This is a genomic window from Micromonospora sp. NBC_00617, assembly GCF_045161355.1.
Lineage (GTDB): Bacteria > Actinomycetota > Actinomycetes > Mycobacteriales > Micromonosporaceae > Micromonospora.
Genome location: NZ_CP107751.1, coordinates 2,242,466 through 2,256,711 on the forward strand (window position 1 = coordinate 2,242,466; position 14,246 = coordinate 2,256,711).

General features: G+C 72.9%; 14 protein-coding genes and 1 pseudogene. 6 read left to right on the forward strand and 9 right to left on the reverse strand.

The window, feature by feature from the left end; genetic code table 11:
* Positions 1–35: 35 nt before the first annotated feature.
* Positions 36–917 (reverse strand): NAD(P)-dependent oxidoreductase, encoded by an 882-nt coding sequence (locus tag OG505_RS10185; RefSeq protein ID WP_405432779.1) that lies wholly within the window; start codon positions 915–917, stop codon positions 36–38.
* A 74-nt stretch (positions 918–991) separates the two neighbouring features.
* On the opposite strand from OG505_RS10185, the gene OG505_RS10190 reads away from it, so the two are divergent.
* Positions 992–1,387: a winged helix-turn-helix transcriptional regulator gene (locus OG505_RS10190; protein ID WP_405434446.1), complete on the forward strand. Its 396-nt coding sequence runs from the start codon at positions 992–994 to the stop codon at positions 1,385–1,387.
* 9 nt (positions 1,388–1,396) lie between these two features.
* Here the strand turns inward: OG505_RS10190 and OG505_RS10195 are convergent.
* Positions 1,397–1,741, reverse strand: a pseudogene (locus tag OG505_RS10195) (transposase); the annotation flags it as partial.
* A gap of 413 nt (positions 1,742–2,154) precedes the next feature.
* On the opposite strand from OG505_RS10195, the gene OG505_RS10200 reads away from it, so the two are divergent.
* Entirely contained in the window at positions 2,155–2,628 is a 474-nt protein-coding gene (locus OG505_RS10200) for a hypothetical protein (RefSeq protein WP_405432781.1), read from the forward strand.
* Positions 2,629–2,664: 36 nt separating this feature from the next.
* On the opposite strand, the gene OG505_RS10205 is transcribed toward OG505_RS10200, so the two are convergent.
* Genes OG505_RS10205 through OG505_RS10215 form a run of 3 tightly spaced genes read right to left on the reverse strand, consistent with a single transcriptional unit; the run spans position 2,665 to position 4,935 of the window.
* Positions 2,665–2,859: a ferredoxin gene (locus tag OG505_RS10205; protein ID WP_393051341.1), complete on the reverse strand. Its 195-nt coding sequence runs from the start codon at positions 2,857–2,859 to the stop codon at positions 2,665–2,667.
* Between the two features lie 3 nt (positions 2,860–2,862).
* Positions 2,863–3,888, reverse strand: coding sequence for a methyltransferase (locus tag OG505_RS10210; RefSeq protein WP_405432783.1), 1,026 nt, complete (start codon positions 3,886–3,888; stop codon positions 2,863–2,865).
* A gap of 9 nt (positions 3,889–3,897) precedes the next feature.
* Positions 3,898–4,935 (reverse strand): methyltransferase, encoded by a 1,038-nt coding sequence (locus tag OG505_RS10215; protein WP_405432784.1) that lies wholly within the window; start codon positions 4,933–4,935, stop codon positions 3,898–3,900.
* A gap of 95 nt (positions 4,936–5,030) precedes the next feature.
* Between OG505_RS10215 and OG505_RS10220 the strand changes: the two genes are divergently transcribed.
* Complete coding sequence (locus OG505_RS10220) at positions 5,031–6,623, forward strand: (2,3-dihydroxybenzoyl)adenylate synthase (RefSeq protein ID WP_405432785.1); 1,593 nt, start codon at positions 5,031–5,033, stop codon at positions 6,621–6,623.
* Positions 6,624–6,668: 45 nt separating this feature from the next.
* Here OG505_RS10220 and OG505_RS10225 read toward each other — a convergent pair whose 3' ends face one another.
* The 3 genes from OG505_RS10225 to OG505_RS10235 are packed head-to-tail and all read right to left on the reverse strand — an operon-like array spanning position 6,669 to position 9,859.
* Positions 6,669–7,805, reverse strand: coding sequence for a class I SAM-dependent methyltransferase (locus OG505_RS10225; protein WP_405432787.1), 1,137 nt, complete (start codon positions 7,803–7,805; stop codon positions 6,669–6,671).
* On the reverse strand, positions 7,802–8,107 hold the full coding sequence (locus tag OG505_RS10230; protein WP_007460186.1) for an acyl carrier protein: 306 nt from the start codon (positions 8,105–8,107) through the stop codon (positions 7,802–7,804). The genes OG505_RS10225 and OG505_RS10230 overlap by 4 nt, the downstream gene beginning before the upstream one ends.
* A gap of 24 nt (positions 8,108–8,131) precedes the next feature.
* Complete coding sequence (locus tag OG505_RS10235; RefSeq protein WP_405432788.1) at positions 8,132–9,859, reverse strand: AMP-binding protein; 1,728 nt, start codon at positions 9,857–9,859, stop codon at positions 8,132–8,134.
* A gap of 91 nt (positions 9,860–9,950) precedes the next feature.
* Here OG505_RS10235 and OG505_RS10240 point away from each other — a divergent pair, with 91 nt between their 5' ends.
* Complete coding sequence (locus OG505_RS10240; protein WP_405432790.1) at positions 9,951–11,102, forward strand: acyl-CoA dehydrogenase family protein; 1,152 nt, start codon at positions 9,951–9,953, stop codon at positions 11,100–11,102.
* 101 nt (positions 11,103–11,203) lie between these two features.
* Here the strand turns inward: OG505_RS10240 and OG505_RS10245 are convergent, their stop codons facing one another.
* Positions 11,204–12,601: an LLM class flavin-dependent oxidoreductase gene (locus OG505_RS10245; protein WP_405432791.1), complete on the reverse strand. Its 1,398-nt coding sequence runs from the start codon at positions 12,599–12,601 to the stop codon at positions 11,204–11,206.
* Positions 12,602–12,660: 59 nt separating this feature from the next.
* Between OG505_RS10245 and OG505_RS10250 the strand changes: the two genes are divergently transcribed.
* On the forward strand, positions 12,661–13,743 hold the full coding sequence (locus tag OG505_RS10250; protein ID WP_405432793.1) for a methyltransferase: 1,083 nt from the start codon (positions 12,661–12,663) through the stop codon (positions 13,741–13,743).
* 11 nt (positions 13,744–13,754) lie between these two features.
* On the forward strand, positions 13,755–14,234 hold the full coding sequence (locus OG505_RS10255) for a VOC family protein (RefSeq protein WP_405432795.1): 480 nt from the start codon (positions 13,755–13,757) through the stop codon (positions 14,232–14,234).
* Positions 14,235–14,246 lie beyond the last annotated feature (12 nt).

The following is a 14,246-nucleotide window of genomic DNA, read 5'->3' on the forward strand; positions in this document are numbered from 1 at the left end:
CCAGCACGGTCGCTTCTCTGGCGGCGAGTGGCTGGTCAGTGCACAAGCAGGTCGATCACGCCCGTCAGGTCCTCCTCGCCGCTGCTCTCGGCCAGGCGGCGGCGCATCAGCTCGAAGTAGGGGCTGAGTAGTTCCGGGCTGACGCCCTGCTGCTCGGCGGTGCTCAGGAAGGTCGGCGTGCCGGCCACCTGCATGGCGAGGTTGGAGACGACGCCCTTGGTGTAGTCGCCGTTCCGCAGCTGGTCGGCGGTCTGGTGAACTGCCGGGGCCATCGCGACGAGCCAGTCGGCGAGCAGCGGGGCGAGCGACGCGGGGTCGATGTCCTCCTTGCGAATCAGAGCGAAGGCGTGCGCGGCCCCGGCGAACATCCCGTACATGGCGCTGAGCAGGGCCACGTCGTGCAGGGCCGCGAAGCCCGCATCCTCGCCGACGTAGGTGGTGCCGGCCGGGACGCGCAGGGTCTCCTGGTGCTGCTCGAACAGCTCCCGCGAGCCGCTGTAGAAGACGTAGCCACCGGCTTCCGGGACGCCGATCATCGGTGGGACCGCCATGATCCCGCCGTCCAGGTGGCGGGCGCCGCGCTCGCGGGCCCACTCTGCGCGGGCGCGGGCCTGGGCAGGGGTGCTGGTGGTCAGGTTGACCAGGTCCCTGCCGGTCAGGTCGGTGCCAGCCAGCACCTCGTCGATCGAGGCGTCGTCCAACAGACACACGACGACCAGGGTGTTCGCTGCGACTGCCTCAGCGGCGCTGTGCGCGACCCTCGCACCATCGGCGGCGAGCGCTGCGGCGCGAGCCGAGGTGCGGTTCCAGACGGTGAGTGGGTGGCCGGCGGCGAGCCAGGTACGGGCCAGCGCGGTGCCCATTGCGCCGAGGCCCAGCAGCGTCACGGAGGTCTTATCAACAGGGTTCTGTGCCATGCCGATTAGGCTGGTCGCGGGCCCGAAGGTGATCAAGTACGCACTTCGGAGTGAGTGGTTACCCTGGGGTGAGCATGCAGGTCAGAGGGTGGGGCATGACGACGCTTAACCGGCCGGGCGCACCAGACGGACACGCCTGCGGGATCGACACCGCGATGGAGGTGATCGGCGGCAAGTGGAAGGTCTTGATCCTCTGGGCGCTCCACGAGCACCCCTACCGCCGATTCGGCGAGCTGCGTCGGCTGCTTCCGGGGATCACCGAGAAGGTGCTGGCCTCTCACCTACGCGAGATGGAAGCGGACGGCGTCGTACACCGCGTCTCTTACGACGAAGTACCGCCCCGCGTCGAGTACTCGCTGACCGAGGACGGCAGGCGCCTCAACGACGCACTCCAGCCGCTGGCCGCCTGGGGACGCCAGCGGCCGACCGCTCGAGGGCTGGAGGAGAAGGCGGACCAGGGTTTGTTGTGAACGTGCTGGTCACAGCCACTCGTTGATGGCCGCGACCAGCACGGTGGCTTCGTAGCGGACGGCGAGTTCGTCGTATCGAGTGGCCACCGCCCGGTGGCGTTTCAGCCGGTTGATGCCGCACTCCACGGCATGGCGCTCTTTGTAGTCGTTCTTGTCGAACTTCGGTGGTCGTCCGCCGTGGGATCCGCGCTTCTTGCGGTTGCGGACCTGGTCGGCCTTCTCAGGGATGGTGCAGTCGATCCGGCGTCTGCGCAAGTAGGAGCGGCTGGCACGAGAGCCGTAGGCTTTGTCGGCGCGGACCTTGTCCGGCCTGGTGCGGGGCCGGCCCTGATTGGTGCGGGGGACCCGAATTCGTCGATCGCTGTCCGCCAGGAGTTCTTCCCCGGTCGGCGGCCCGGCGGCGGCTGCCGCCGATCGCGGTGCCGAGCCAGTGGCGATGACGTTCATCGTGGACCGAAGTTGCGCCACGACCTGGGCGAGCAGGTCGCTCACCCCAACGCCCTACGGAACTCGTCGGCGCTCTCCTGCGCGGAGGTGATGGCACGGCCGTGCGGCGTCGGCCCGGATGTTCGGGCCAGGGCCGAACAACGCCCGCGAGCAGCCCGGACAGAAGCATGCTGTCCGGGACGCACCGGAACGCTGGTGAACAGCCACAACGCGCCCATACCGTCGGCGCAGATCCCGCGGGTCCCTCGCGGTCGAGCGGGGATCGCGGTACGTGGTCCGTCCTGGGTGGGCGGGCCGTCACCTCTCCCGGAAGGAAACCCGTGCGGTATTCGAGACTGCTCAGAATCCTCGTCGGCGTCCTCACCTTGGCCACGGTGACGCTCGTCGCCCCGGCCCCGGCCCAGGCCGCGAACCGGTGCAGCACCGGCAGCGCGACCGTGTACAGCCCCACCGGAGGCGTCGGCGCCACCGCCAGTGCGCGGGTCTGCATCAACAACTATCGCGCCACTCTGGACACCAGCAGGTACAACTACGTCAAGGACCAGAAGGCCGACGGGTACGCCGCCCGCGCCTGGTTCAGGTACTACGACACCTGGTACGGCTACTGGGCGACCAGCGGGCCGTTCGTCGCGGACGACACCTCCACCTCGACCGGGGCCGAGATCCCGAACTACGGGTGGCCCGCCGGGGACGTGGACCAGGCCGAGGTCTGGGTGTGCCTCGGCATGGCCCGTCCTGGGTACGGCTCCGAGGACCGGTGTTCGCTGGTCGCGTACGTCGAGTACTACGAATAGCCGGGCACCCGCTCCCCGTCGATCGGGGAGCGGGCGTCAGTCGTCCACCACGGACAGGGCCTGCTTCGGGCAGCGGCGGGCGGCCTCGCGCACCCGGGCGCCCAACGAGCCTTCCAGCGGCTGCTCGGTGATGTGCAGCCGGTCGTCCTCACCGACGTCGAACACCTCCGGGGCCTGACCCACGCAGACCGCGTTGCTCTCGCAGCGGGAGAAGTCCACGACCAGTCGCATCGCTCACGCCTCCGTCTTCGCGACGATCTCGAGGATGGGGAACATCATGGTGGGCACGCTGCGCGCCAGCCGCAGGTCGGCGGCGTCCAGCAGCCGTTCGATGTGCTCGCGGGAGCGGGCGCCGCCGCCGACCATGGCCAGCAGGAGCAGGTCGTAGAGGCGGCCCACGTCGAAGCGGTCGCCGGCCTCGACCACCGGTTCCAGCACCAGCAGCCGGCTGTCGGGCCGCATCGCCGCCCGCACTGCCGTCAGCAGCCGTACGGCGTTGTCGTCGTCCCAGCCGTAGAGGATCCGCTTGAGCAGGTACGCGTCCGCGCCGGCCGGGATGGTCTCGAAGAAGCTGCCGCCGGTCACCGTGCACCGCTGGGCCACGCCGAGCTTCTGCAGCACCGGTTCGGCCTCGGCGACCACGTGCGGCAGGTCGAACAGGGTGCCCTGCAACTGCGGGAAGCGGGCCATGATGCCGCCGAGGAAGGCGCCGTTGCCGCCGCCGACGTCGACCACGGTGGTCAACTCGCCCCACGGGTACGCGGGCAGCGCGGCCCGCAGCTCCAGCCTTGTGGCCGCCTGCTGGGAGGCGTCGAAGCGGGCGCTGTCGTGTGGATGGGCGGCCATGTACGGCCAGTAGCCCTCGGGATGGACCTGGTCGAACGACGCCTGCCCGGTGCGGATGCTGTGGTCGAAGTGGGCCCACGCCTCGATGTCGGGTTCGAGCAGCGGGTACGCGTCGCGCAGCGACAGCGGGTGGTCGGTGCGCAGCGGCTCGGCGAGCTTGGTCAGGCCGAACACCTCGGGCTCGACCTCGGTGAAGATGCCCTTGCCGGCGAGCGCCCGCAGGGCGCGCAGCAGCGACGGGGCGTGCGCGCCGGTGGCCTCGGCCAGCTCGGTCACCGGCCGCGGCCCGTCGACGAGCTGATCGGCGACGCCCAGCTCGGCTACCGCGCGCACGGTGAACGGCACGATGTAGTCGGCCAGCTCGGTCAGTCGGAACACCGACTCGATGTCGATCCGGGGTCGGCTCGGGGCCATCGATACCTCCTAGGGGGATGTCAGCTGCGGCCCGGCGGGACCGGCGGCGATCACGGTGAGGGTGGGCGTGGCGACGACCCGGTCCAGCCGCAGGCCGGCGCCGGCCAACAGGTCGACGAGGTCGTCGCGGGTGCGGTGCCGACCGCCGGTGAGCACCAGGGTGTGCAGGTCGACGAGCTTGGCGACGTCGAACACGTCGCCGGTGGGGATGATCGCTTCCAGCAGCAACAGCCTGCTCTGCGGGCCCATCGCCGCGGCGATGCGGCGCAGGATGGCTGTGGCGTCGGCGTCCTCCCAGCCGGGCAGGATCGTCTTGAGCACGTACAGGTCGGCGCCGGCCGGCAGCGGGTCGAAGAAGCTGCCGGCCACGATGCGGCACCGGTCGGCCACCCCGGCCCGGGCAAGCAGGGCCGGCGCGGCGGCCACCACGTGGGGCAGGTCGAGCAGGGTGCCGTGCAGGTGCGGGCAGCGGCTGAGCAGGCCGGCCAGGAACGCGCCGTCGCCGCCGCCGACGTCGACGACGTGGCCGGCCTGCGCCCACGGCCACGCCGCCAGCACGGTGCGCAGGTGCAGCCGGGTCAGGCTCGACATCCAGCGGTCGACGGCGAGACTGTCGGCGGGGTGCCCGGCCAGGTAGGACCAGTAGTCGGCGTCGTGGACTCGGGGGAAGGCGGCCTCCCCGGTGCGCAGGCACCGGGTGAGCCCGGCCCAGGCGCGCACGTCCGCGGCCATCAGGGGGTACGCGTCGCGCAGCGACAGCGGGTGGTCGGTGCGCAGCGGCTCGGCGAGCTTGGTCAGGCCGAACACCTCGGATTCGACCTCGGTGAAGATGCCCTTGCCGGCGAGCGCCCGCAGGGCGCGCAGCAGCGACGGGGCGTGCGCGCCGGTGGCCTCGGCCAGCTCGGTCACCGGCCGCGGCCCGTCGACGAGCTGATCGGCGACACCGAGCTGGGCGATCACCCGGATGGTGAACGGCACGATGTAGTCGGCGAGTTCGGTGAGCCGGGTCAGCGCACCGAGGTCGGTACGGGGCCGCGCCGCCAGCATCAACCGCCTCCACTATCACGTGTCTTGTATCTCGTGTATCTGCACACTAGCTTGTGAGCGGGTCGCTGTCACCGTCGTTCACGGGAGGCACAAGGATGCTGGACGGATGTGTGAGCTGGCCGCCGGAGCTGGCCGAGCGTTACCGCGCGCAGGGCTACTGGCGCGGCGAATCCCTCGCTGACCTGGGCCGGGAGTGGGCCCGGACCGACCCGGAACGCGCCGCGCTGGTCACCGACGGGCAGCGGGTGAGCTACGGCGACCTCGACCGCCGGGCCGACCGGATGGCCGCCGGGCTGCGCGCCCACGGCATCGGCCGGCACGACCGGGTGGTGGTCCAACTGCCCAACAGCGTCGAGTTCGTGGTGCTGTGCCTGGCGCTGTTCCGCCTGGGCGCGCTGCCCGTCCTGGCCCTGCCGGCGCACCGGCGTGCGGAGATCGGCCACCTGTGCGCGCACACCGAGGCGGTCGCGTACGTGACCGTCGAGGCGGTCCAGGGGTACGACCTGCGCAAGCTCGCCGCCGACGTACGGGCCGAGACGCCGTCGCTGCGGGAGGTGTTCGTCGTCGGCGACCCCGGCGAGTTTACCGCCCTGTCCGACGTGGACGCCGAACCGGTGCCGCTGCCCGCACCGGACCCGTCGGACGTCGCGTTCTTCCTGCTCTCCGGCGGCTCGACCGGCCTGCCGAAGCTGATCCCCCGCACCCACGACGACTACGCATACCAGCTGCGGGCGACCGCTGCGGCGATGGGTTTCGGGCCGGACGGGGTCTACCTCGCCGCGCTGCCGGTCGCCCACAACGCGGCGCTCGGCTGCCCCGGCGTCCTCGGTGCGCTGCGGGTCGGCGCCACCGCCGTGCTGGCCGGCAGTCCCAGCCCCGACGAGGCGTTCCGGCTGATCGCTCGCGAGCGGGTCACCCTGACCACGCTGATGCCGCCCTTTTTGCCGCTGTGGGCCGACCTCGCGCCGGTGCTCGGCGCCGACCTGAACGGCCTGGTGGTCGAGGTCGGTGGCGCCAACCTCAGCCCGACGGTCGCCGAGCGGGTGACCCGGGAGCTGGGGATCCGACTGGCGCACTTCTTCGGCATGGCCGAGGGCCCGATCTGCTGCACCCGCCCGGACGACCCGCCGGAGCTGGCCGCGCACACCCAGGGCCGGCCGCTGTCCGACGCTGACGAGTTCCAGGTGGTCGACGACGCCGGCCGGCAGGTCGCGCCCGGCGAGGTGGGTGAGTTGATCGTGCGCGGCCCGACCACCCTGCGCGGCTACTACCAGGTGCCGGAGTACAACGCGCACACCTTCACCCCGGACGGCTACCTGCGCACCGGCGACCTGGTCCGCTGGACGCCGACGGGTGAGCTGGTCGTGGTCGGCCGGATCAAGGAGGTCGTCAACCGGGGCGGCGAGAAGGTCCCGGCCGGCGAGGTCGAGGAGCACCTGCTCGCCCACCCGGCGGTCCGCGAGGTCGCCGTGCTCGCCGTCCCCGACCGGGTCCTGGGCGAGAAGACCTGCGCGGTGGTGGTGCCCCGCGCCGACGCCCCCACCCTGGGGCAGTTGCGCGACTTCCTCACCGGGCGAGGGCTGGCCGCGTACAAGCTGCCGGACCGGTTGGAGCTGCGCACGGCGCTGCCGCACACTCCGGTGGGCAAGGTGGACAAGCGGGCGCTCGGCGCCGAGCTGACGGGCTGACCCGGGAGCGGGGGACAGCGTCGCCGCCGTCCCCCGCTCCCCCTTTCAGCCGGTCAGGTGGTACAGCCGGTGGAACCGGTCGTCCACCGGCACGATCTGCACGTCGGCGAAGCCGGCCTCGGTGGCGAACCGGCGGACCTGCGCGGGGCGCAGGACCGTGCCGCTGGCCGTCGAGTCGGGGCCGGCCAGACCGGCCGGCAGGCAGTGCAGCACGCTGGTGGCGTACTGGAAACGCTCGATCTCGTCGCCGGGTGCGACGAACCGGTGCGCCACCTTGGCGTCGAGCACCAGCACCGCGCCGCCGTCGGCGCGCAGCCGCCGGCACGCCCGCAGCACCGACACCGGCTGGCTCATCTCGTGCAGCGCGTCGAAGACGCAGACCAGGTCGTACCGGCCCGCCAGCTCCGGGTCCACGGCGTCGCGCCGGTGAAACCGCACCCGGTCGGCCACGCCGGCGGCAGCGGCGTTCGCCTGCGCCGCGGCCACCGTCGGCGCGTCCAGGTCGTAGCCGTCGACCTCGGCGAGGGGGTACGCCCCGGCCAGCGCGATCGCCGCCCAGCCCGCGCCGCAGCCGATGTCGGCGATCCGGCTCGGCGCGGCGGCGAGCCGCTGGTGGATGTGCGGCAGCGCCGAGGAGAGCCAGCCGGGCAGGGAGTACGTGAACAGCGCCCGGTTGGCGCCCGAGTGCCCGTGCCGCCAGTCGTCGCCGTACACCTCGTCGGGCACCCCGGCGCCGGTGCGGTACGCCTCCAGCAGCGCCGGCAACGCGCCGGCCACCCCGCCCAGCGGCAGCATGGTCAGCGACACCAGCGACAGCGGGCTGTCCGAGGCGAGCAGCACCTCGGCGTGCCCCGGCGGCAGCCGGTAGACCCGCCGCTCGGGGGCGGCCGTCACGTCGTCCACCTCGATGAACCCGGCGACGGCCTGCTGTTCCAGCCACTCGCGCGCGTACCGGGGGTCGAGCCCGGTACGCGCGCACAGCTCGGCCACGTCGGCCGGGCCACGGTCGAGCGCCTCGTACAGCCCCAGGCGGGCGCCGAGGTAGCCGGCCAGCAGCTCCTGGGTGTGCAGCATGGCCAGGAACAGCCGCAGCGACAACGCCCGGGCCCGCTGGTCCGACTCGCCGGGCGTCGGGCCGCGCAGTGTCGTCGCGCCCGGCGCGTTCCCCGGGCGGCCGGTCAACTGGCCAGCTCGCCGCGCGAGCGCAGGATGTCCTTCACGTGCTCCACCACCGCGTCGATCGTGACGATCTTGCGGGCCGTCGTCTCGTCGATCGGCGGCAGCTCGAACTCGTCCTCGAGGGTGAAGGCCAACTCCAGCAGCGCGAGGGAGTGAAAGCCGAGGTCCTCGACCAGCCGCGAGTCACCCGCCCCCTCGGTCTGCTCCGGGTTGGGCGCCAGTTCGGTGACGATCGCCGTCACCGAGTCCCGCACCTCCGCCTCGGTCCGCACCTCGGCTGTCGTCGACCTGGTCGCGTCGGTCATTCCCGCCTCCTGTCCGAACGTCCCTCAGGACGCCGTCGTCGTCTGCTCGGTCTGGTCCCGCTGACCGACCGCTCCCGTGGTGACCACGGTGCCGGGCAGCCGGTCATCGACGAACGCCTGCCACAGCTGGCGTCGCTTGGGTTTGCCACTGGAGGTGCGGGCGATGGTGCCGCGTGGGGCGTCCACGATGACGACCTGCGCGCCCTCCGCCCGGCGGCGCAGCTCCCGCTCCGCCTGGGCCAGCCACTCCGGCTGGGCCTGCTCGAACACGGCCACGACGGTCGCGGTCCCGCCCCGGTGGCCCAGCAGCGCGGCCATTCGCTGCGCCGGCACGCCCGGGCGGCAGATGGCCCATTCGAGGTCCTCGGCGAAGACCGCCCGGCCGCGTACCTTCATGCTGTCGCCGAGCCGGCCCAGCACGTGCAACTGCCCGTCGTGCAGGAACCCGGCGTCGGCGGTGCGCAGCACCCCACCGCCCAGCGCGGTCTGCGACGCCGAGTCGTTGGCGTTGACGTACCCCTTCGCGACGGACGGGCCGTGCACCTCGATCTCGCCGACCACCCCGTCCGGCAGGGGCGTGCCGGCCTCGTCCACGATCCGCACCCGCACCCCGCTCAGCGGCCGGCCGCAGCCCACCACCGGGTACGCCTCGACGCCCCCGTCGACGTCCTCGGCCGGGTCCGGGACGGCCCGCGCGCCCAGCCGCAGCCGGTCGGGCCGCAGCTCGACGGCGTGGTACAGCTCGTCGAGCGGCAGCCCGGTGACGGCCAGGGTCGCCTCCGCCAGCCCGTACGCGGGCAGCAGCGCGCGGGGGTCGAAGCCGTACGGGCCGAGCAGCGCGCAGAAGCGGCGCAGCGCCTCGGCGTCGACGCGTTCGGCGCCGACGATGACCGCGCGCCAGGCGGAGAAGTCCAGCCCGGTCAACGCCTCCGGGCGTACGCGGCGGGCGATGTACTCCAGCCCGAAGTTCGGCATCGACGTCAGCCGTGCGCCGCGCGCCCCGAAGCAGCGCAGGTAGCGCCCGGGGTTGCGGACGAACTCCTCCGGCGGCATCAGCCACAGGTCGCTGGTGTTGACCACCGGGGTGACGAGGCAGCCGATGAGGCCCATGTCGTGGTGCACCGGCAGCCAGGACGCGGTCGGGTCGTCGGGGGTCATCGCCAGCCACCGCCGGATCGCCGCGACGTTGGCGGCCAGCGCGGCGTGCGGCACCTGCACGCCGCGGGCGAGGCCGCTGGAGCCGGACGTGAACTGCAACAGCGCGAGCGGGCCGGGCGCCGCGACCGCTGCGCGGGAGCCGCCGGCGGCGTCGGCCAGCTCGCCGGCGCTCAGCACGCGCGGGACCCCGGCGGCAGCGGCCAGCGGCGCGATCGCGGCGGTGAGGGTGGACGCGCACACCACGACCCGTGGCGCGGCGGCGCGCAGGAGACCCGACACGTGCTCGCCGTAGACCGCGCGGTCCTGAAAGTTCAGCGGCGGGGCGATCGGTGAGGGCGCCGCCCCGGCGGCCATCGCGGCGAACAGCGTGGCCACGAAGTCGGGGCCGGCGGGCTCGACGATGGACACCACGTCACCGGGAACCACCCCGACCGCCCGCAGGCCGGCCAGGATCACCCGGGTCCGGTCGGCCAGCTCGGCGTACGACAGGAAGGTCCAGTCGTCGCCGGTGGCGGCGAAGTGCACGCCCCGGTCGTGGCGGGGATGCTTCAGCCAGCTCAGCAGCGGTGATTCCGCGGCGGCGCGTTCGGTCATCGGCCCGTCACCTCCTCCCCAGTACGTCTATCCGAGATTGATAGCAGATACAAGGCTAAACAAGATACGAGGAAGGCGATAGAGTCCAACCGTGACCAGTACGCTTCCCCGCGTCGACGGACTGCTCCCCGCGCTCGCCGAGCGGGCGGCCGAGATTGACCGGGCGGGCCGGGTCCCCGAGGACGTTCTGGCCGAGCTGAGCGCCGCGGGCTGCCTGCGGATGCTGGTGCCGGCCGCGTACGGTGGCGCGGACCTGCCGCTGGGTGCGGCGCTGCGCGTCATCGAGCAGCTCTCCACGGCGGACGCCTCCACCGGCTGGCTGATCGGCCAGGTCGGCCTGGCGCACCTGCTGTTCGCCTGCTTTCCCGAGGCCGCCCGGGACGAGATCTACGCCCACGGCCCGGACGTGCTGGGCGCCGGCGCGGTCGCGCCGAAGGGCCGGGCCGCCCCGGACGGCGCGGGCGGCTGGCGGGTCAACGGCCAGTGGCCGTTCGTGACCGGCAGCCCGCAGGCGAGCTGGATCTACCTGAACTGCATCGTGCTCGACGGCAGGACCCCCCGCACCCTGCCCAACGGGGCCCCGCTGACCCGGATGGTGCTCTTCCCCGCCGGCGAGCTGGAGCAGGTCGACACGTGGCAGGTGCTGGGCCTGCGCGGCACGGCCAGTCAGGACGTGCGGGCGGCCAGCCGGACCTGCCCCGAGCACCGCGGCTTCAGTCTGGTCGGCGACGGCGACGACGTGCGCCGCACGGTCTTTCGCATCGCCCAGGCCGGGCTGCTCATCGCCGCCGTCGACCTCGGCATCGCGCAGGGGGCCGTGCACGACGCGGCGGCACTCGCCGCCGCCGGCCGCCGGCGGACGTTCAGCACCCGCTCGCTGGCGGACTCCCCGGTGTTCCACGACCGGCTCGGCGAGGCCCACGTGGCCCTGCGCGCGGCCCGGGCGCTGCTGCACCGCGAGGCCGCCACCGCCTGGGAGACCGCGCGGCGCGGCGAGGTGCTCAGCGCGCTGGACCGCGCCTGCCTGCGGGCCACCGCGACGCAGGTCACGGCCACTGCGCTACAGGCCGTGCAGACGGCGTACGCGCTGGCCGGCGCGTCGACGGTGTTCGACTCGTCGCCGCTGCAACGGCGGCTGCGCGACATCAACACCGCGACGCAGCACTTCGTCAACAGCCGCGACAGCTACGCCACGGTCGGCGCGCTGCTGGCCGGCGCGGACGTCGACACCACGATGTTCTGACCGCACGGCGTCGGCGACTGAGCCGGCCGTGCGCTCGGCGCCGTCCGCTCGGCGCCGTCCGCGTCGGCCGTGGGCTCCGCGGCGTCCGCGCCGGCCGCGGGTCAGCCGCGCGCCGGTGCGGGTTCGGCCGGCACCTGCGTGTCCCGGGCCGGCACCCGGGCCGGCGCGGGCGCGCCCGCGCCGAAGTAGCGCTCCCGCAGGGTCCGCTCCGCCGGGTCGTACGCGGTGCGGAACAGGCCACGACGCTGCAACTCCGGCACCAGCAGGTCACAGATGTCGTCGATGCCCTGGGTCGTCGGGCAGGGGATCAGGTTGAAACCGTCCACATCGGCCACCGCGCACCACTCCTCCATCCGGTCGGCGACCTGCTCGACCGTGCCGAAGAGGGTCACCGGCGCTCCGGTGCGGGGCCGGCGGGCGGTCGCCACCAGATAGCGCACGTCGCCGACCGTCCAGGTGCGCTCGGGCCCGAGCCGGCGCAGGAAACCCACGAAACTCTGGCTGCCCTGCCCGGCGATCTCCGCCACCGGCGTCTCGTCGGGGTACGCCGCGAGGTCCACGTCCATCCAGCCGCACCACTTGGCGAGCTGACCCTCGCCGCTCCACAGCGCCACGTACTCCTCGGCACGGCGGCGGGCCTCCGCCCGGGTCGGCGCGACCATCACCATGCTGCCCTGCAACGCCTTCACCGAGCGCGGGTCGCGCCCGTGCGCGGCCACCTCGGCGCGCAGTCGGGCCACCTGCGACGCGCCGCTGGCCGGGTCCGCCATGGTCAGGAACACCACCTCGGCGTGCCGGGCCGCGAACGTCATCCCCCGCCCGGACGCCCCGGCCTGATACAGCACCGGGGTGCGCTGCGGCGACGGTTCGCACTGGTGCGGGCCCCGCACGGAGAACCAGCGTCCCTCGTGGCCGATCTCGCGCACCCGGTCCGGGTCGGTGAAGACGTTCGCCGCGACGTCGCGCAACACCGCGTCGTCGTCCCAGCTCTCCTCCCACAGCCGCCGGGCCACCTCGACGTACTCGTCGGCCCGGTCGTAGCGCTCGTCGTGGTCCAGGTAGGAGCCGAGCCCGTTAGCGGACGCGGACCGCAGATACGAGGTGACGATGTTCCAGGCGACCCGTCCGCCGGTGAGGTGGTCCAGCGAGCTGAACACCCGGGCGCACTCGTACGGGGTGTGATACGTCGTCGAGTAGGTGACGGCGAGGCCCAGCCGGGAGGTGGTGGCCGCGATCGCCGGCAGCACGAGCAGCGGGTCGATCGACGGGATCTGCACCGCGTGCCGTACGGCCGCTCGCCAGGAGCCCTGGTAGACGTCGTAGGTGCCGTGCACGTCGGCGAAGAAGAGCGCGTCCAGGCAGGCGGCCTCCAGCCGGCGACCCAGCTCGACCCAGTAGCCGAGATCGCGGTAGCCGGTGGCGCTGCGGTCGGCGGGGTGCCGCCAGAACCCCTTGAACTGCGGCGATGGCGAGCACTGGGTGAACAGGTTCAGATGCACGTATCAAGTGTCTCGTATGCTATCTGGTATCGCAACGCTCGACCGGATACCGTACGGACATGTCCGTGCCGCCTCGCATCGACCTCGCGTCGGTCACCCGCCTCACCGAACTGGCCGACTACATCGTTCCGTTCACCATCCGGGTCATGTGTGACCTCGCGGTCGCCGACCAGCTCATCGAGGGTCCGTTGCCGGTGGACGTGCTGGCCCGGCGCGTCGGCGCCGACCCCGGCGCGTTGACCCGTGGCCTGCGCGCGCTGGCCGGCCGGGGCATCTTCACCGAGGTCACGCCCGAGGTGTTCGGGCTCACCCCACTGGCCGAACCGCTGCGCAGCGACCACCCCTTCTCGGTACGCGAGTGCTTCCCCCTCATGCCGCCGGACATCTACTCGTGGGCGCGGCTGACGCACAGCCTGCGCACCGGCGAGACCGCGTTCGGGCACGTGCACGGCGGCACGCGCTACTACGACCACTTCGCCGACCACCCCTACGAGTGCGTCCGGTTCGAGCGGTCGGCCGAGAGCGTCAACCCGTTCGTGCTGCGCACCGTGGCACCGGCGCTGGATCTGGGCACGGCCCGGACGCTGGTGGACGTGGGCAGCGGACACGGCACCTTCGTCGCCGGCCTGCTCGCCCGCCACCGCGAGCTGCGCGCGATCCTGCTCGACCTGCCGCACGTGGTCACCGAGGCGCCGGCCGTGCTGGCCCGCGCGGGTGTCGCCGACCGGTGCGAGGTCCGCGGCGGCAGCTTCTTCGACCCGCTGCCCGAGGGCGCCGACGTGTACCTGCTCAAGACGATCATCCACGACTGGCCGGACGAGCAGGCCGCCGTGATCCTGCGTAACGTCCGCGCCGCCGCCCGGCCCGACAGCCGCCTGGTCATCGTCGAGTCGGTGAGCCGCTACGGCAACCACGACGACACCGGCAAGGTGATGGACGTCAAGGCGCTCGCGCTGTTCGGCGGGCGGACCCGGACCGAGCCGGAGTTCCGCGCGCTGCTCGACGACGCCGGATTCCGGCTGTCGCGAATCACCCCGACCTCGTCGATGTCGGTCCTGGAGGCCGTGCCGGCGGCGCCCGCGCCCGACCCTGACCGGGGCACCGGCAGACCGGCCGTCGCGGCGGCCGGCCGGACGGCCTGAGGGGGCCGGCGATGCCACGCCTGGACGGTCGCAACCACATCAACCTCACAGTCGTCGACCTGGAACGCAGCACCGCGTTCTACTGCTCGGTGTTCGAGATGGTGGTGGTCAACGACGTCACGCCACCCGAGTCCGGCTTCCGCTTCCGCACCCTGCTGCACAGGGCGTCGTTCGCGTCGGTGGTGCTCGGCTGCGTCGAGGCCCCGCCCGACGGCGTCGACGTCGACCGCTTCGACGAGCGCCGCCCGGGATTACACCACCTGGCCTACCACGTGCCCGAGCGCGCCGACCTGGACGAGTGGGTGGCGCACCTGGACGCTATCGGCGTGACGCACTCCGGCATCACCACCTCCAAGCACGAGGCGGGGTCGCAGATCTGGCTGCGCGACCCGGACAACATCTGGCTGGAGTTCTACTGGGTGAACCGGGACTTCTTCGTCGACCGGCTCCGCCAGGTATGGCGCCAAGACCGCCAAACAACCCGCCCCTGAAGCCCTCGGCCC

Coding starts and splice junctions, on each gene's coding strand:
- OG505_RS10185 (WP_405432779.1), bottom strand. CDS start 917: ATGGCACAGAACCCTGTTGATAAGACCTCCGTGACGCTGCTGGGCCTC.
- OG505_RS10190 (WP_405434446.1), top strand. CDS start 992: ATGCAGGTCAGAGGGTGGGGCATGACGACGCTTAACCGGCCGGGCGCA.
- OG505_RS10205 (WP_393051341.1), bottom strand. CDS start 2,859: ATGCGACTGGTCGTGGACTTCTCCCGCTGCGAGAGCAACGCGGTCTGC.
- OG505_RS10210 (WP_405432783.1), bottom strand. CDS start 3,888: ATGGCCCCGAGCCGACCCCGGATCGACATCGAGTCGGTGTTCCGACTG.
- OG505_RS10215 (WP_405432784.1), bottom strand. CDS start 4,935: ATGCTGGCGGCGCGGCCCCGTACCGACCTCGGTGCGCTGACCCGGCTC.
- OG505_RS10220 (WP_405432785.1), top strand. CDS start 5,031: ATGCTGGACGGATGTGTGAGCTGGCCGCCGGAGCTGGCCGAGCGTTAC.
- OG505_RS10230 (WP_007460186.1), bottom strand. CDS start 8,107: ATGACCGACGCGACCAGGTCGACGACAGCCGAGGTGCGGACCGAGGCG.
- OG505_RS10235 (WP_405432788.1), bottom strand. CDS start 9,859: ATGACCGAACGCGCCGCCGCGGAATCACCGCTGCTGAGCTGGCTGAAG.
- OG505_RS10250 (WP_405432793.1), top strand. CDS start 12,661: ATGTCCGTGCCGCCTCGCATCGACCTCGCGTCGGTCACCCGCCTCACC.
- OG505_RS10255 (WP_405432795.1), top strand. CDS start 13,755: ATGCCACGCCTGGACGGTCGCAACCACATCAACCTCACAGTCGTCGAC.